At 38.4% G+C, this 16,440-nt stretch carries 17 protein-coding genes; 5 read left to right on the forward strand and 12 right to left on the reverse strand.

Features of this window, described 5'->3' with window-relative positions; genetic code table 11:
- Window positions 1-62: 62 nt before the first annotated feature.
- Window positions 63-1,241 (reverse strand): T9SS type A sorting domain-containing protein, encoded by a 1,179-nt coding sequence (locus NZD88_RS12405; RefSeq protein WP_259829523.1) that lies wholly within the window; start codon window positions 1,239-1,241, stop codon window positions 63-65.
- 151 nt (window positions 1,242-1,392) lie between these two features.
- On the opposite strand from NZD88_RS12405, the gene NZD88_RS12410 reads away from it, so the two are divergent.
- Window positions 1,393-2,262, forward strand: a complete 870-nt coding sequence (locus NZD88_RS12410; protein WP_259829525.1) for a helix-turn-helix transcriptional regulator — start codon at window positions 1,393-1,395, stop codon at window positions 2,260-2,262.
- Between the two features lie 97 nt (window positions 2,263-2,359).
- Here the strand turns inward: NZD88_RS12410 and NZD88_RS12415 are convergent, their stop codons facing one another.
- Together NZD88_RS12415 and NZD88_RS12420 are read right to left on the reverse strand one after the other, a co-directional pair.
- Window positions 2,360-2,644 (reverse strand): hypothetical protein, encoded by a 285-nt coding sequence (locus NZD88_RS12415; protein ID WP_185194902.1) that lies wholly within the window; start codon window positions 2,642-2,644, stop codon window positions 2,360-2,362.
- Window positions 2,645-2,737: 93 nt separating this feature from the next.
- Window positions 2,738-4,345 (reverse strand): fumarate hydratase, encoded by a 1,608-nt coding sequence (locus NZD88_RS12420; protein WP_259829527.1) that lies wholly within the window; start codon window positions 4,343-4,345, stop codon window positions 2,738-2,740.
- Between the two features lie 171 nt (window positions 4,346-4,516).
- Between NZD88_RS12420 and NZD88_RS12425 the strand changes: the two genes are divergently transcribed.
- The 4 genes from NZD88_RS12425 (at window position 4,517) to NZD88_RS12440 (ending at window position 7,035) form a co-directional block, all read left to right on the forward strand.
- A complete protein-coding gene (locus tag NZD88_RS12425; protein ID WP_259829529.1) occupies window positions 4,517-4,972 on the forward strand; it encodes a hypothetical protein in 456 nt (151 codons plus the stop codon).
- Between the two features lies 1 nt (window position 4,973).
- Entirely contained in the window at window positions 4,974-6,368 is a 1,395-nt protein-coding gene (fumC, locus tag NZD88_RS12430) for a class II fumarate hydratase (RefSeq protein WP_259829532.1), read from the forward strand.
- Between the two features lie 234 nt (window positions 6,369-6,602).
- The gene (locus tag NZD88_RS12435; protein WP_259829534.1) at window positions 6,603-6,797 is read left to right on the forward strand and encodes a bacteriocin-like protein; all 195 of its coding nucleotides are present in this window, start codon (window positions 6,603-6,605) and stop codon (window positions 6,795-6,797) included.
- A gap of 28 nt (window positions 6,798-6,825) precedes the next feature.
- Window positions 6,826-7,035, forward strand: coding sequence for a bacteriocin-like protein (locus tag NZD88_RS12440; RefSeq protein WP_259829536.1), 210 nt, complete (start codon window positions 6,826-6,828; stop codon window positions 7,033-7,035).
- Window positions 7,036-7,079: 44 nt separating this feature from the next.
- Here NZD88_RS12440 and NZD88_RS12445 read toward each other — a convergent pair whose 3' ends face one another.
- The 9 genes from NZD88_RS12445 to NZD88_RS12485 form a co-directional block, all read right to left on the reverse strand.
- Window positions 7,080-8,015 carry a Dyp-type peroxidase gene (locus tag NZD88_RS12445; protein WP_259829538.1) on the reverse strand — a complete coding sequence of 312 codons (936 nt, stop codon included), beginning with the start codon at window positions 8,013-8,015 and terminating at the stop codon, window positions 7,080-7,082.
- Between the two features lie 15 nt (window positions 8,016-8,030).
- Window positions 8,031-8,750 (reverse strand): ABC transporter ATP-binding protein, encoded by a 720-nt coding sequence (locus NZD88_RS12450; protein WP_259829540.1) that lies wholly within the window; start codon window positions 8,748-8,750, stop codon window positions 8,031-8,033.
- A gap of 3 nt (window positions 8,751-8,753) precedes the next feature.
- On the reverse strand, window positions 8,754-10,220 hold the full coding sequence (locus NZD88_RS12455; protein ID WP_259829542.1) for a DUF5687 family protein: 1,467 nt from the start codon (window positions 10,218-10,220) through the stop codon (window positions 8,754-8,756).
- Window positions 10,221-10,270: 50 nt separating this feature from the next.
- Window positions 10,271-11,920, reverse strand: coding sequence for a DNA repair protein RecN (locus NZD88_RS12460; protein WP_259829544.1), 1,650 nt, complete (start codon window positions 11,918-11,920; stop codon window positions 10,271-10,273).
- Window positions 11,921-11,997: 77 nt separating this feature from the next.
- On the reverse strand, window positions 11,998-12,900 hold the full coding sequence (gene porD / locus NZD88_RS12465; RefSeq protein WP_259829545.1) for a type IX secretion system protein PorD: 903 nt from the start codon (window positions 12,898-12,900) through the stop codon (window positions 11,998-12,000).
- A 36-nt stretch (window positions 12,901-12,936) separates the two neighbouring features.
- Window positions 12,937-14,142 carry a bifunctional phosphopantothenoylcysteine decarboxylase/phosphopantothenate--cysteine ligase CoaBC gene (coaBC, locus tag NZD88_RS12470; protein WP_259829546.1) on the reverse strand — a complete coding sequence of 402 codons (1,206 nt, stop codon included), beginning with the start codon at window positions 14,140-14,142 and terminating at the stop codon, window positions 12,937-12,939.
- A 124-nt stretch (window positions 14,143-14,266) separates the two neighbouring features.
- A complete protein-coding gene (locus NZD88_RS12475) occupies window positions 14,267-14,590 on the reverse strand; it encodes a DNA-directed RNA polymerase subunit omega (RefSeq protein ID WP_027372958.1) in 324 nt (107 codons plus the stop codon).
- A 42-nt stretch (window positions 14,591-14,632) separates the two neighbouring features.
- Window positions 14,633-15,628: an outer membrane protein assembly factor BamD gene (locus NZD88_RS12480; protein WP_259829549.1), complete on the reverse strand. Its 996-nt coding sequence runs from the start codon at window positions 15,626-15,628 to the stop codon at window positions 14,633-14,635.
- A 103-nt stretch (window positions 15,629-15,731) separates the two neighbouring features.
- The gene (locus tag NZD88_RS12485; protein WP_073328854.1) at window positions 15,732-16,361 is read right to left on the reverse strand and encodes a TetR/AcrR family transcriptional regulator; all 630 of its coding nucleotides are present in this window, start codon (window positions 16,359-16,361) and stop codon (window positions 15,732-15,734) included.
- Window positions 16,362-16,440 lie beyond the last annotated feature (79 nt).

The following is a 16,440-nucleotide window of genomic DNA, read 5'->3' on the forward strand; positions in this document are numbered from 1 at the left end:
GCTTTCACAACAAAGGATTTTCCTAAAAAAGCCTCTTGCTGATCAATCAAACGTATGAGGATCTAGTTTTTAATAATTTTCTTAGAAAAAACCTGTCCGTTCTTTACCTTTAATTCTACAATATAAATTCCATTCGGAAGTCCGTTCAGATTGATCTGGTTGTTGGAAAACTGGATATTGTTCAGTCTCTGTCCTGCCATATTGATAACATTCACATTCTCAATCAATGAATCTGCTTTAATATTTAAGATTCCATTCGTAGGATTCGGATAAAATCCTATCGTTTCAGTCTTTCGGATGATATCTGATGTTCCTAACGCAGGACCTGTCTTAATACATCGTACTGCCGACCCCTGTCCTCGCATTGCTCCTGAAGAAGGATTGGCCATGGTAGAACCTATATATAAGTATTTTCCTCCTGAATTTGAAGTATCTGAGCTCCAGAAATACCCTCTTTGCCCTACAAAAGTAAGCGCTCCGTTTGAAGAGCTTCTATACCCTGATGCCGGCAGTTTTAAATGACTATTGTATCCTGTTCCCGGATTGGCAATATTTTCTGAATCCACAATGACTGCCCACTCTGCCTGAGAAGGCATCTTCCATCCTGCTCCTACTGCCATGCACGGATCTGCTCCTGCATTGTTTGATACGTTGGCAGCATTGGAAGCTGTCCATTTATCAATAGCTGCAAAAACGCCCCACCAAGAAGGCGACCCGATGATAAAGGCATTGGATCCAGCCAACCCATCCGGTGTGTTGGGTGATGTAGGCGCTGCTGTAGCCGAATTTCTCAGCTGATGACCATCGTCCCATCTTCCCCATTGGAAAAGGTCTCCGTATGATTCAGCGTCACCCATTGCAGACGCTACCTGAGAGCTTCCAAGGTTCTGCTGTAACCAGATATTGCCATCACCTCCTCTTACCGTAGAATAGATTACCTTCTGTCCCTGGTAAGTAAAAGTAACACACCCCGTATCTCCTGCGTTGCTTCCCGGATCTGTATTGGTACAGCCGGGTGGAGTTCCATTCTTTTTGACTTTGGTAACATCTTCGGAATAAGAAAGATAATAATTTCCGGTTTGATCTACTACTACATTATTATAACTGCTACCCGCTGCCGAAACTCCCTGTGCACCTCCTACATCCTCCCATTGCTGGGAGTATAGATAACTTCCTGCGATGGTAAGCAATGCTAAACCGGCTCCTATTTTTCGGATCGCAAAATGTAAATTTTGAAACATATCTAATATTATTTTTAATTATTCTAAATTTAATTTAATTTTGCGCAAAATTACCTTTCATTCTTAACCCTGAGTTATCATTTCCAAACTTTTTGTTATCCTATGTAAGGCTTTTGTCTCAAATTGTACTCTACCCATAAAATCATTTCGTATGAAGAATCTCTCCAGTAGCGAATTACTGTTCAGTTCCGAAAATATCAAGATCGTCATGCAGGAAGAGCAACAGCCCGAAAAGTTTTCAAGATTACATATGATTGAAAGCAAGGAGAGTTTCAGTCTTCTTTTTCTGCTAAGCCCCAATATTAAACTGGAGGCGAATGACCGTGAGACCAGTTTTCTGTTCAGGAAAAATCAATACATTCTTCATTACTCTTCTCAGGAAAGTACCACAGAACTCTGGACAGAAAACCAGGAAACGATAAAATATTTCCAAATCCAGATCAATTACCAGTATATTTTTAACCTCATCAATCCGGAATCGAGCACAGAAAATGCAGATATTCTGGAGAACATGATGACGAACAATTATATATTTCTTCATCAGAAAACGCCACCCTACATGACCGTGGAAATGCATATGATCTTAAATGAGCTTATCAGTTATTCAAAAAAAGGGATGATGCAGAGATTGTTTGTGGAGGCCAAGATCATTAAGCTTCTGATCCTGATCTTTGAACAGTTTAATGAAAAGAATACAACACAGGCAGAGCCGGGAACTTCTTTTATTATTAAAAAATTTATTGATGAAAATTATCATAAAAATATCCGTGCGGAAGACATAGGAAAGCTTACCGGCATTAATCAGAATAAGATCAGGAAAGAGTTTAAGGCACAGTACCAGATGACTGTAGCTGATTATATTTCGGAGCTGAGAATGCTGAAAGCGAAGAAAATGATTATTGACAAAGGGATTATGATCAAAGAAATTGCCATTGAATGCGGCTATGAATATGTACAGAATTTTACACGGGCATTCAAGAAAAAATTCGGAATCTCCCCTGAAAAGCTAAGAAATGGATAATAAAAAAACCGCTTAAAAAAATTAAGCGGTTTATATATGTTGTTTTGCTTTGATATTACTTTTTCAGAATTAAGGTGAAAAAGCAATGACAATCAAATTAATGATGATGTCCGTGATCGTGTAGGAACGGTCCGTTTCCTTTAGGATTGCTGTAGATTACTTCTACACCTTCCTGCTCATTAACCTGTTTTCTTCTGATGTCCTCAGGGTCGAAAGGTTTTACTTTTCCGAAATACTCTTTCAGACCTTCAGTTAACCACATTGGGATTACCAAACCGAAGAACATGAAGATACACCAGAACCCTACTAAGAACATGATTATAAAGAATACAGTCCAAAGAAACTGGTAGAACGGCCAAAATGCTGATAAAATCGTTATCATTCTCTTAAAGATTTTAGGCAAAAATAGGACTTTTTTGCGTTGTACACAAAAGATACAAGTCCTATTTTCTAATTTATTTTAATTTTAAACTAATTAGTGGGCTAGATTTGCAAAGAAATCGTTGCCTTTATCATCCGTAATGATGAAGGCCGGAAAGTCTTTTACTTCGATCTTTCTTACCGCTTCCATCCCCAGTTCAGGGAAATCTACGATATCTACGGATACAATATTGTCTTTGGCAAGGATAGCCGCAGGCCCCCCAATGGATCCCAGATAGAATCCTCCGTATTTACTGCATGCATCTGTTACTTCTTTAGTTCTGTTACCTTTTGCAAGCATAATCATACTTCCGCCATGGCTCTGGAATTCGTCAACATAGACGTCCATTCTTCCGGCAGTTGTAGGTCCGAAGCTTCCTGAAGCCATTCCTTCCGGAGTTTTTGCAGGTCCAGCGTAATAAATGGGATGATTTTTGAAATATTCAGGCATCGGTTGTCCGCTATCCAGGATTTCTTTGATTTTTGCATGAGCAATATCTCTTGCAACGATCAATGTTCCGTTTAATTTTAATCTTGTTTTGATCGGATATTTTGATAGCTCAGCCAATATTTCAGGCATCGGCTTATTCAAATTGATTTCAACAGCTTCTTCTAAGTGTGGAGGGGTATCCGGTAAAAATCTTTTCGGATTTTCTTCCAGCTGCTCTAGGAAAATACCGTCTTTGGTGATTTTTCCTTTAATATTTCTGTCTGCAGAACATGAAACTCCCATTCCTACGGGACAAGAAGCAGCGTGACGCGGAAGTCTGATCACTCTTACATCATGGGTAAGATATTTTCCTCCAAACTGAGCTCCAATAGCACTTTCCTGGCAGATTTTCTGAACTTTAGCCTCCCATTCAAGATCTCTGAAAGCCTGTCCCCCTTCATTTCCTTCAGTAGGAAGATTGTCATAGTATTTTGCAGATGCTTTTTTCACAGCAGCCAGATTCGCTTCTGCAGAAGTTCCTCCAATGACAAGCGCCAGGTGATATGGAGGGCATGCAGCGGTTCCAAGATCTGAGATTCTTTCTTTAACAAATGCTTCAAGAGACTTTTCGTTCAGTAACGATTTGGTCTTTTGATACAGGAATGTTTTGTTAGCAGATCCTCCTCCTTTCGTTAAAAACAAAAACTCGTAGTAATCTCCTTTTTTAGCATAGATATCGATCTGTGCCGGAAGGTTTGATCCTGAATTCTTCTCTTCAAACATGGTCAAAGGAACTACCTGTGAATATCTAAGGTTTCTTTTCTGGTACGTATTGTAAATTCCTTTACTCAGGTATTCTCCATCATCCACTCCGGTGTAAACACTTTCTCCTTTTTTACCCATTACAATGGCCGTCCCTGTATCCTGACATGAAGGAAGTGCTCCCTCAACGGCAACGGCGGCATTCTGCAACAGGTTATACGCTACGAATCTGTCATTATCTGTAGCTTCCGGATCATCGATGATTTTTTTAAGACTTGCCAGGTGTGAAGAACGAAGCATGAAAGAAACATCAGCCATAGCTTCTTCAGCCAAAAGCTCCAATCCCTTTGGATCAATGGTTAAAATTTCCCTGTCTCCTAATTTTTCAACCTTTACATAGTCTGATGTCAATTTTTTATACACCGTATCATCTTTCTGGATCGGATACGGATCCTGATATCTAAAATCCATTCAATTTTTGTTTGTGCAAAAATACGGCATCCTCAAAAAAGCATGAGTAAAATCAGTCATCCATATTGATATTTATAATGATTATAAATTGCACGGGTTTTCATTTATAATTAACTTTATAGAAAGTTATTTTAATAGTAAAAGGTTTTAAAAATTACATATCCAAATTCAATGAAAAATATTTTGATCCTAGTTTTCTGTTTTATTATGTACAATAGCAGTTTTGCTCAGGAAAAACAGGAAAGTATAATCCCGCTTTCAGGAATCTGGGCTGGGAAAGCTGAAGGACATCCTATTAAGTTTGAGATTTTGGAAAAAACACCCAATTCTTTTACTTTTTCATTCATTAATTTTCAAAATGAGAGATTTACAATTCTAAAATCCGATATAACAACCAATGAAAAAAATGAATTTGTTATCCATATTAAAGAAGCTAAATTTTCTTCACAACGTTACGAAAATTGCATCTTTTCTAAAGGAGCCATAACACTCTCCGATGTCTCACAAAACAACATGAGACTAAGTTTAAAATCAGTTGGCCCAATATGTTTTATAAGCTATGATGTGTTAATGAATATGGATGATATAAAAGATGTGATTTTAATAAAAGAAAAATCAAATAAATAATATGAATTACAGAATCGAAAAGGATACTATGGGAGAGGTTCAGGTACCTGCAGATAAGTTTTGGGGAGCACAGACTGAGCGTTCAAGAAATAATTTCAAGATCGGACCGGAGGGTTCTATGCCCCACGAAATCATTGAAGCTTTTGCTTATTTAAAGAAAGCAGCGGCTTACACCAATACAGATTTGGGAGTTCTTCCTGCAGAAAAAAGAGATATGATTGCTAAGGTATGTGAGGAGATCCTGGAAGGAAAACTCAACGATCAGTTTCCTTTGGTGATCTGGCAGACGGGCTCGGGAACACAATCCAATATGAATATCAATGAAGTGGTTTCAAACAGGGCTCATGTTAACAATGGCGGAATTTTGGGTGAGAAATCTGAAATTCATCCGAATGATGATGTGAATAAATCCCAGTCTTCCAATGACACGTATCCAACGGCCATGCACATTGCTGCTTATAAAAAAGTGGTTGAAGTAACGATTCCCGCGGTTGAAAAATTAAAGAATACCATTGCTGCCAAAGCGGAAGCTTTTAAAGATATTGTAAAGATCGGGAGAACCCACCTTATGGATGCTACTCCCCTTACGCTTGGGCAGGAGTTTTCCGGATATAAAGCTCAGCTTGAATATGGATTGAAAGCTTTAAAAAATACCCTGCCACACCTTTCTGAGCTTGCTTTGGGAGGAACGGCTGTAGGTACGGGACTGAATACACCGAATGGTTATGATGTAAAAGTAGCTGAGTATATCGCCAAATTTACAAATCATCCTTTCGTTACCGCAGAAAATAAATTTGAAGCTTTGGCAGCTCATGATGCCATTGTAGAATCTCATGGAGCTTTAAAACAACTGGCTGTTTCTTTATTCAAAATAGCTCAGGATATCAGATTGCTGGCTTCCGGACCGCGTTCGGGAATCGGTGAAATTCATATTCCGGAGAACGAGCCGGGATCTTCTATTATGCCGGGGAAAGTAAACCCTACGCAGAACGAGGCAATGACCATGGTTTGCGCTCAGGTTCTTGGAAACGATACCACCATATCATTCGCAGGAACGCAAGGTAATTATGAGCTTAATGTTTTCAAGCCGGTTATGGCCTACAACTTTCTGCAGTCTGCACAACTGATTGCTGACGCCTGTATTTCATTCAATGATCATTGTGCGGAAGGCATTGAACCGGACCACGAGAGAATTAAAGAACTGGTAGACAAATCATTAATGCTTGTTACTGCTTTGAATACCCACATCGGCTACGAAAATGCAGCAAAAATTGCAAAAACAGCCCACAAAAACGGAACAACATTGAAAGAAGAAGCCGTGAATCTTGGCTTTTTAACCGCTGAACAGTTTGACGAATGGGTAAAGCCGGAAGATATGGTGGGAAGCCTTAAATAATAGACTGGAAGGTCGAAGATGGAGGCTGGAAGTTACTATTCGCCGCTAATTTTAGAGGCCTCAAAATAATTTTCTCCTTCAAACTTCCTTCCATTTTTTTTCAGATAAAAACATTAAAAACCTCAGCAATTCTGGGGTTTTCATTTTTAGTAAAATACTGACATACAATTTTTTATCAAAACATATTTTACAATTTTATTTTTTCCTATATTAGTGATATACAAAAACTAATCTATGAAAAATCTAAAAAAATTAAACAGAGACCATTTAAGAGAAGTAATGGGAGGACACACCTGCCCAAATAATCTTGTTCATGTGGAATTTAACGGTTATCATGCATGCTGCCTGACCATGCCTCCTCTAGGAAATCCGTGCAAAGGAACATTCTGCTTTATCCCGGAAGGAATGTGTTCTGGAGACCCGATGTAAAATGAAACTCTAACTCAACTATTTTCCAATGAAAAATCTGAAAAAATTCAACAGAGCCAATCTGAAAGAAGTATTCGGGGGCGTAGTTATTCCGCAATGCCCTACTAGCTACTCGTATCTTATCCCCTACAACGGCTATTATGCATGCTGCAGAGCCCGTACAGATAACCCCTGCCAGGGAATGTGCATAGTACATATTGATATGTGTGCTACTCCGATAGAGGAAGATCCTATTTAAAATAATTGATGGAAAGGCCGGGATATATATTTCCGGCCTTTTTATTATCCTGAAAATTCATCCAGCATATTCCTCGTAGGAACAAAAAACAATGTTCCGGTCACCGCTGTGCTGAAATCTAAAATTCTATCGTAATTCCCAACCGGATCGCCAACGAACATATTCGTCAGCATCTTCTTCGTGGTACTGAATGTACTTGAATATGCAATAAAGTAAGTTCCGAATTCATTGGACGATGGGCTTCCAAAAGGCATATTGTCCCTTACAATCTTAAGCTCTTCTCCGTTTTCACCTTCAATATTGGCTAAAGCGATATGGGAATTGGATGGTTTTACGGTATCCGACATTTCAATGTCATTTTCTTTTGATCGTCCGATCACTTTTTCCTGTTCTTCTGTTGAAAGGCTTTTCCAGGCATCCATATTATGAAGATATTTCTGGACGAATAAGTAACTTCCGCCTTTATACTGTAAATCTTCTTCTCCAATTTTCGCAAAGTAATCGCGGTCTTCCCCATGCGGGTTTTCTGTACCATCTACAAAACCGAGAATTGACCGGGCATCCCAGTATTTAAATCCGTGGATTTCAAGAATACTTTCGGCAACGGGATTCAAAAGTTTTGAAATTTCTATCGCCATATCAAAAATAAGGCTTTTATTATCGGCTCTCAGGTGAAAATGAAGATCGCCGGGTGTGGAAACAGCGGTGTGCTTTAATCCTCTAATTTCCTCAAAATTGACCAATTCTTTAGGGAACGGAGTTGGAAGTTCTAATTTTTTCCAGCCTTCACAACCTATTCCCATGACACAGCTTGCCCTGCTGTCCGGAAACCTGTTGAAGACCGAATTATTAAGGTTGAGAATCAAAGCACAAAGCTGCCGGAAAACATCTTTTAGCTGTGGGCTGTCATTCAGATTCCACACCATAAAAATAGTATTGCTGTTAGGATAGTCCGTGACGTTTTGTGATTCTATACTCATTATTTTTTATCTAAATTAAATTACTGAAGAGGCAGAAACCTGATCTGCAAAATACTGCTCCAGATCCTGCAATGTTTCCGGATTGGTCTTGATGTCTTTTACAAGCTGTCCTTTGTTGACCACAACAATCCTGTTACAGACTTCGGTTGTATGCGAAAGGTCGTGGCTTGAAATCAGAAAAGTAACTCCGTCCTGCTTTGAAAGTTCTTTGATCAGGTTTTTAAGCTTGATCTGGGTAGAAGGGTCCAGGTTGGCAAAAGGTTCATCAAGGATCACAATCTCCGGATTTCCGATAACTGCTCCTATAATTCCTACTTTTTTCTGGTTTCCTTTGGACAGATCACGGACGTATTTTCCTGAATTCAGGATCTCTCCGTTAAAAAAATCATGAAACGGTTTTAAAAATTCATCTATGGAAGCTTTATTCTGGCCTCTTAGCTCCCCAATGAAGTAAAAATATTCTTCAGGAGTAAGGTATCCGATCAGGAAAGTATCATCCACAAAAGCAGAGACTTTATTTTTCCAGGCTTCAGATTCATTGACTTTGATATCCTCGATGCTTACAAAGCCTGTCGTAGGCTGAATCAGATCCAGCATAAGGCTAAAAAGCGTCGTTTTTCCCGCTCCATTATTTCCTACCAGCCCAAATGTTTCCCCATTAGGAATTTCGAGATGCTCTATATTAAGAACTGTAGCCGTTCCATAGGTCTTGGATAAGTTATTGATAGTAATCATAGTTTAGTCTTTGTTTTTAAATGCTTCCAGTGTACTGTACTTTTCGCGTTTATATTGTTTGACAATGATATCGAATATTTTTTCTCTGAATAAAAATCCCACGAGCCCTAAAATAGCTATGCTTACGACCCCCGCTGTCATTCCAAAGAAGTATTTTGACACAGCAAAAACACCCATCGGAAGCAGCATTTTCGGAATCAGAAGGAGCATCGACTTCAGGTTAAAACTGTTTTTTTGCCCTATCCTTTTCTCTTTTGAATTAAGATCAATCTGGGTTTTGTTAAAAGCTCCGGACCAAAGAGTAAGCTGGGAATTCACGCCCATATTATAAAGTCCTGCTGCAAAAAATGTGATATAGAGTTCCCATCCAAAATACGCATAAAACAGCGCAATAATCATTGAAGCGGCTGTCACGATATTGATCAGCCACCATTTTGCTTTGAGATATTCTTTGTAAGGTACATTCAAGGTCATCATCAACGGATAGTACGAACTGTCGAAAGCAGGAACCCGCTGCCCGAAAAGAAACTGAAACCCTCCCGTTACAAACAGCCCCATAAACATCATCATGGCAGGTGTTTTATAGATCACAGAAGTATACATCAGCATTCCGTAAAAAAGAAATAAAAAACTTCCGATCAGAATTCCTTTGGTTACTTTATTCCGTCTCAGCATTTTAATATCATTGTTGATGAATGTTCCAATGACTCCATACTTGTTTAAGAATGCAATATTTTCTGTTCTTCCGAACTGTTTTTTAGCTTCCAGACCCTGATCGAGATAGAATTCTTTACGGACATATTTAAAACATATGATCCATAAACCAAAAAACAACACCATTGGAATAAGAATAAAGTAAGGATTTTGGTAGAAGCTGTATATAAAACTCTCTGAGTAAGAAAGTACAGGTACGATATGGTAATAACCGAGACCAGCAACCGCTGCAAAGAGACAGCCTACAATAATGGCGACAATTTCTTTATCATTGAAGAGAATATTGATGAAATTATTCAGGTAAAACAAAAAAGAAACCCCGATAAACCAAGCCAGAATGCCGAAAACACTATATCCGTTGAACATTGCAATGACGGAAAAGGTGATAAAGAATAGGGAATTCAGCCAGCTCAATGCGGAAAGAAAGGTTTTCACGAGCATATAATTGACCAGCGTATTCTTGGGAATATTCAGGGTCAGGAATGGCTTAATGTTTTGGGTTGACATTTCCTGCCAGATATACTTTAAAATCAGGTCTACCGCCCAGGCAACAACTAAAAGTTTTGAAATCGCTTTTAAAGGATCCTGATGCATTTCGTCCCGCACGTAGAAGAATGCAGCAAAAGCACCTCCAGCCAGGCAGGCCATAAAATAAAGGATTCCTATAAAACGAAGGATCTTCATGGCCAGATTCACGCCTACAGAGGTACCACGGAAAAAGCTTTTGATTTCCAGTCTGAGGAACTTTAGAAACATATTTTAGTTTTTTATATTAGTAAATATAATGTAAAATATGTTACAGCTTTTTAGCCAATTAATTCTTTCGCCTGTGCCAGTGCGGCCTCGGTAATTTTGCTTCCGGAAAGGAGCTGAGCGATCTCGTTTAGTTTTTCTTCTTCGTTCAGAGGAATGATGGTAGATTGTGTTTTGCCGGAGATATCACGTTTTACGACTTTGTAATTGTCATTTCCTTTGGCAGCAACTTGGGCCAGGTGCGAAATAACGATGAGCTGCATATCCGCAGACATTTCTCTCATCAGGTTTCCGATTTCTTCGGCTACTTTTCCGGAAACTCCGGTATCAATTTCATCCAGGATAAGTGTTGGAAGCTCATCACTTTCGGCAATGATCTTTTTCACCGCAAGCATTACTCGGGATCTTTCACCCCCGGAGATAGCGGTCTGGATCGGCTTTAAAGGAAAGCCTGAGTTGGCCTGAAAGAGCAACTGTATATTTTCTTTTCCAAATGCATTAAACTCTGGTGTATCCTGAAGTTCAATATCCACTCTGGATTTTTCAAGTCCTAATTTTTTAAGAAGAGTTTCTGCTTTTTTAATGAAAACAGGTACAGATTTTTTTCTGTTTTTCGAAAGTTTTTCGGCAAGAGCCTGAAGTGTTTTCTCTTTTTTGGAGATATTTTCCTGGATCTCAGCAATATGATCTTCCAGTTCTGAAGCTCCTTTCTGTTCACCTGCGAGCTGATCTCTGAGTTCTCTCAACTCATTGATATCAGAAATATTATGCTTTAAAAAGAGGGCGTTGATTTTATTATTAAGCTCGACAAGGATCGCCAGATTAGCTGGGTTGATCTCTATTCTTTCGGACTCATTTTCAAGTTCGGAAATAATATCTTTCAGTTCCACAAAAGAGGTTTCCAATCTTTCGTCAAGTTCTGAGAAACTGTTTGAAACTTCGGCAATTCGTGACAGTTTATGTTTGGCTTCGTTAAAGAAAGACAGAATCCCCACTTCCTCCTGGTGAAATCTGGACAGGATCTGTACAATATTTTCAGAGATCATTTCGGCATTCTCCTGAACAGACAACTGATTCTGAAGGTCTTCATAATCTACATCATCCAATTTAAGCTCCTCGAGTTCGTTCAGCAGAAATTCTTTGTAGTCACTTTCTTTTCTGTTTTCGGAAAGCTGAGTCTGAAGTTTTTTAAGCTGTATTTTTAAGCTCTGAAAGTCTGAAAATTCATTCTGATAGTCTTCAATCGTCTTTTTATTTTCAGAAAGTCCATCTATAATTTTAAACTGATATTCTGAGGTAAAAAGGTTTGAGGTTTCAAACTGGGAATGAATATCAATAAGTTGAGATGTCAATTCTTTAAGGACATCAAGGGTTACAGGTACATCATTGATGAACGCTCTGGATTTTCCTGAAGGAAGGATTTCCCGTCTGATGATGGTCTGGTGTTCATAATCCAGATCATTTTCAATAAAGAATTTTTTGAACTGGTTATTTAGGTCGAATTCAGTTTCTACAATACTTTTCTCTTCCGATTTGGCAATAGATTTTACTTCTGCTCTTTCACCAAGAATAAGCCTTAAGGCACCTAAAATAATAGATTTCCCAGCTCCGGTCTCGCCGGTAATTACCTGCAGACCGTTATTCAATGATACTTCAAGAGTATCAATCAGGGCAAAGTTTTTAATGTAAATTCTCGAAAGCATGGATAATAGCTGATTACTTTAAGTAATGCAAATATAGAATTTAGTATTCGGTATTCAATGGCTAAAACTGGCGGATTTTATTTCCACTTGCTCCATTTGTTCTCTGAATATTTGGGCGTCAGGGTCATCATCAGCTGCTTCAGGTCATTCATAATAAGTCCTCCATTGTTTCCGGAATTGAAAACATTGAAGATCTCATCACTTTTATTGTCAAGAAACAGATTGAAGTAATAAGACTGCTGAAAGGAGTTTTCGTACATTTTCAACTGCATAAGGGCATCAAAAATCACTTTTTTTGCGGCAGTTTGATCCTGATTGAATAAATTATCCAGGCCTGCTCTGTGGTAGGTATACATTGTAGAACGCAATTGGCTCCAGTTCGGATTGATGATCTCATTGATCAGTATCGTACGGCTTCGGGGTTCATTGATGATATTCCACCCTTCATAGTTCCTGTTCTGCGAATTCTGAGCTATCTGCTGAGCTTTGGAGAACCACTGTGCGCCTCCCATAGACTGGAAGCTGTCTGCGTCATAGCCTAAAATCACGTACACGTAAAAACTTACGACATCGATCAGGTTTTTTCCTGAAAACTGTCTTTCGTTAAATACAAGATTTTCATTTTCAATATATTCAAAGGCAAACCTTTGGTCCTGAAGGTTGATGAGTGGTGATTCGTAGTTGGTATTGTAAACGGGACGTACAGCCTGAATTACAATGCTTCCTTTGTATCTGTTTCCATCTTTTTCTGCAATAACGACCGCGAAATTACATTTGATCTTTTCGAAATTCTGGAGTTTTTTTCCGGTCCAGCTGGTATTATTGATAAAGTCTCTAAGGCTTTTTTCCAGGGCTTTGTAGGCTTGCTGGTTACTTCCTCCCAGCTGCTGGGAGTTGATCTGTACCGTTGCAAGCAGTTCCTGGGAAAAACTCAGATTATATATAAATAGCAGCAAGAATAGGCTTATGATTTTTTTCATTATCTATTAAAAATTGAGAACGGAAATTTATTAAAATTATTTTAAAAGTTGAGCCTCAACAAAATCCAGAATATCTACGGCCACTTTATCTTTGGATTTAAGGTCAAATTCCTTTTTTTCTGTTTTGGTGAATATTTTGATTTTATTGGTATCGTTTTTAAAGCCCGCTCCTTCGTCGCGGAGGGAGTTTAGGACAATCATATCAAGGTTTTTCTTTTCCAGTTTTCCTTTGGCATTTTCTTCTTCATTCTGAGTTTCCAGGGCAAAACCTACAAGAAACTGATGGGTTTTCTTTTCGCCCATTGTTTTGAGAATATCGGGATTTTTAACCAATTCGATGGTTAAATTTTCGTCATTCTTCTTAATTTTTTCTTTAGCCACCTCTTTTGGGGCATAATCTGCTACTGCGGCACTGGCAATACCGATATCGATATGGTCATAGAATTCAAAAACTTTATTCAGCATTTCTCTGGCAGAAGTTACTTTATGAAGTTCTATATTTTTATCATCGGTGGTCTGAGCGCTGGGTCCGGAGATTAAAATAACTCTGGCGCCTCTCATCGACGCTTCTTCAGCAAGGGAAAAGCCCATTTTACCAGAGGAATGATTCCCGATAAACCTAACGGGATCAAGGGCTTCATAGGTAGGTCCGGCTGTGATCAGAACCGTTTTCCCTTCCAGGCTTTTGATGTGGCTGCCGGAAGTAAAGAAATTCTCAACAGTTTTAACGATAGTCTCAGGTTCTGCCATTCTTCCCTGTCCTACCAATCCACTGGCCAATTCTCCTATTTCAGCGGGGATGATAAAGTGTCCGTAATCTTCCGCCATTTCAAGGTTTTGTTTGGTGGAAGGATGTGCATACATATCCAGATCCATTGCCGGGGCAATAAATACAGGGCATTTAGCAGACATATAGGTAGCAATGACAAGATTATCACACATGCCATGAATCATTTTAGCTAATGTATTGGCTGTGCATGGAGCTACGATCATTACGTCTGCCCACAGAGCCATCTCTACATGGCTGTTCCAGGTACCGTTATCACTGTAAAAATCTGAGTAGACAGGTTTTTTTGAAAGGGTTGAAAGACTTAGTTTTGTTACAAACTGTTCTGCATCTGGAGTCATAATCACCTGAATTTCGGCTCCTTTTTTCACAAAATCCCTGATGAGGAAATGAATTTTATAGGCCGCAATTCCGCCAGAAACAGCGATAAGTATCTTTTTACCGGAAACACTCATTTAGTTTTAATTTTTTGAAATACTAAATTACTTATTTTTTAGCACAAAGCCGGATATAAACAGACAAAGGTCATAAAAGAATTAAATCCCCTTATGACCTTCATATGATTAAAAACAAAAATAATTATTTTCTGTCTTCTGTCTTTCTGAAATAGATATCTTCATTCAGCCATTCTTCGATAGCAATAGAAGTAGGCTTAGGAAGTTTTTCGTAATGTTTAGAGATTTCTATCTGCTCTCTGTTTTCGAAAACCTCTTCCAATGTAGAATTGTGCACAGCAAATTCGTCCAATTTATTGTGAAGTTCCGTACGGATCTCCGCATTGATCTGCTCTGCTCTCTTTCCCATGATAACAATAGCTTCATAGATTGAACCTACTTTATCTTCAATCTTGTCTTTATCGTAAGTAATAGTATTTACTTCTGCTTTTGTATCTTTTACACTCATTTTGAGAAAATTATTTTATTAATAAGACGGCAAATTTACGAATTATCTTTGGATTTTGAAAGTGGCAGCTGGTGGAGGGGTATTAAGTGCCGCACTATCCCTCTGGATCTGCATTGCTTTCTTTTCATTGCTGATCTGATCGTTGATTTGCTGCTCCGTTTTATTTTTTTCAGCCAGTCTTTCTGCCTCTTTTTTCTGTTTTGCCGTTAAAGCTGCAATTCTTGCTTCTGTTTGTTTTTTAACAACCACAAAGTCTTGCTTTTCTTTTTCCAGTTTTCCTTTCAGATCTGCTGCTGTTTTTGCATATTCTGTATTCGGAAGTTCTTTTTCTACCAGTTTGGTATAAGCAAGAGCACTTTCTATACGCTCGTCTTTAAGGTCATAAATTGACTTTACAGCCAATTCGTAACGGGACTTCATGATAAAATCATAAATTTTCGGACGGAGTTTGGTACTTGGAAAATCTTCCAATACGTTTTCAAAAGCAACGTTAGCGGCTTTGTACTCACCCATCTTGAAATACTGTCTGGCATTTTCGTATGCTTTAAATTCCAGTTTATAAGATAGCTCGTCAACAAGCTGACCGATATTTTTAGATCTTTCAGAGTTTGGATAATTGGTCAGGAAGTCCTGAAGCTCATTAATCGCAGTTTCTGTGGTAGACTGGTCTAAATTATAGTCCATAGAACCTTCATAGTAACATAATGCCGACATATAAGCCGCTTCTTCTGCTCTTGGATCCTTAGGAAAGTTCACCGCAAAGTTTTTAAACTGATGTCCTGCCAGTTTATAACTTTTGTCATAATAGTTAGCATAAGCAGTATTAAAACCTACGTTTGGGAAATCATCTGTTCCTGCTACAAGGTTAGTAAGCCTGTCATATAGAGCCAATGCATTTTTCCACTTCTTTTTGGTAAAATTATCATTCGCTGCCTTTAAGATAAAATTCTTGTCAGCACTCTTCATTGCTCTTTCCTGCTGGCTTACGCATGAGGAAACAACTGCCACAGCAAAAAGACCTAAAATATATTTTTTCATATAAAAAATTCAACAGTTTTCGGATTATACGGCCGATTTACTAATTTGCAAAAATATAACTTTTTTGTCAATAGATTTTTTTTTATGAATATTTAACGTAAATTTAGTCTGCAGCGTATCCCAAAATAGCAAAAACACTGACTAAAAGATTCATTCTCACTTTTTTCTCCGCTTCTTTGGTGTAAGCTTCTTCGTTTTTACTCGGCACATACAGCTCATAAAAGTTTTTATTCCTGATGACGAATAATGTGGACCCTATAATCATGGTAAGGATATCTTCAGGTTTCGGTGTGAAAGTAAATACTCCCGAAGCCACCCCCTTTTTGATCACATCGTCCAGTTTCTTAACAAACAGCTGGTAGAAATCAAGCAGCTCATCTTTTAAGTTTTCGGTATGCCTGAGCTCCTGGGTAACAAACCCGTGGAAATAGTTGTATTTGAACAATTGGGAAACAATGTATTTGATGATCTCTCTCAGCTGCATTTCAGGTTTACCATCCTTTATGGTATCCGCAAATTCTGAAAAATTCTCTCTTGTTTTCAGCACTCTGTACTGATAAAGATAAGACATCATTTTTTCTTTGGAACCAAAGTAATAGGAAATCATCGCCACATTGATGTTGGCTTTGGAACAGATATCTCTTACCGAGGTTCCTTCATACCCTTTTTTGGCAATAAGCTCCTCAGCAATATCCAGTATATGGATTTGTTTTTCTGTAAATTTTTTTCTCATGAAGTGTACTTTGAGTAAAGTTAAGAAATTTTTAACACAATTGTAAACGTTCGTTTAATAATTTTAAATTAATTTTCTA

It is taken from the genome of Chryseobacterium pyrolae, from assembly GCF_025153485.1.
In the GTDB taxonomy this organism is placed as follows: Bacteria; Bacteroidota; Bacteroidia; order Flavobacteriales; family Weeksellaceae; genus Chryseobacterium; species Chryseobacterium antibioticum.

Bases quoted from the DNA above. Each gene is read 5' to 3' on its own strand.
- NZD88_RS12405 (WP_259829523.1), bottom strand. From the start codon at position 1,241: ATGTTTCAAAATTTACATTTTGCGATCCGAAAAATAGGAGCCGGTTTA.
- NZD88_RS12410 (WP_259829525.1), top strand. From the start codon at position 1,393: ATGAAGAATCTCTCCAGTAGCGAATTACTGTTCAGTTCCGAAAATATC.
- NZD88_RS12415 (WP_185194902.1), bottom strand. From the start codon at position 2,644: ATGATAACGATTTTATCAGCATTTTGGCCGTTCTACCAGTTTCTTTGG.
- NZD88_RS12420 (WP_259829527.1), bottom strand. From the start codon at position 4,345: ATGGATTTTAGATATCAGGATCCGTATCCGATCCAGAAAGATGATACG.
- NZD88_RS12425 (WP_259829529.1), top strand. From the start codon at position 4,517: ATGAAAAATATTTTGATCCTAGTTTTCTGTTTTATTATGTACAATAGC.
- fumC (WP_259829532.1), top strand. From the start codon at position 4,974: ATGAATTACAGAATCGAAAAGGATACTATGGGAGAGGTTCAGGTACCT.
- NZD88_RS12435 (WP_259829534.1), top strand. From the start codon at position 6,603: ATGAAAAATCTAAAAAAATTAAACAGAGACCATTTAAGAGAAGTAATG.
- NZD88_RS12440 (WP_259829536.1), top strand. From the start codon at position 6,826: ATGAAAAATCTGAAAAAATTCAACAGAGCCAATCTGAAAGAAGTATTC.
- NZD88_RS12445 (WP_259829538.1), bottom strand. From the start codon at position 8,015: ATGAGTATAGAATCACAAAACGTCACGGACTATCCTAACAGCAATACT.
- NZD88_RS12450 (WP_259829540.1), bottom strand. From the start codon at position 8,750: ATGATTACTATCAATAACTTATCCAAGACCTATGGAACGGCTACAGTT.
- NZD88_RS12455 (WP_259829542.1), bottom strand. From the start codon at position 10,220: ATGTTTCTAAAGTTCCTCAGACTGGAAATCAAAAGCTTTTTCCGTGGT.
- NZD88_RS12460 (WP_259829544.1), bottom strand. From the start codon at position 11,920: ATGCTTTCGAGAATTTACATTAAAAACTTTGCCCTGATTGATACTCTT.
- porD (WP_259829545.1), bottom strand. From the start codon at position 12,900: ATGAAAAAAATCATAAGCCTATTCTTGCTGCTATTTATATATAATCTG.
- coaBC (WP_259829546.1), bottom strand. From the start codon at position 14,142: ATGAGTGTTTCCGGTAAAAAGATACTTATCGCTGTTTCTGGCGGAATT.
- NZD88_RS12475 (WP_027372958.1), bottom strand. From the start codon at position 14,590: ATGAGTGTAAAAGATACAAAAGCAGAAGTAAATACTATTACTTACGAT.
- NZD88_RS12480 (WP_259829549.1), bottom strand. From the start codon at position 15,628: ATGAAAAAATATATTTTAGGTCTTTTTGCTGTGGCAGTTGTTTCCTCA.
- NZD88_RS12485 (WP_073328854.1), bottom strand. From the start codon at position 16,361: ATGAGAAAAAAATTTACAGAAAAACAAATCCATATACTGGATATTGCT.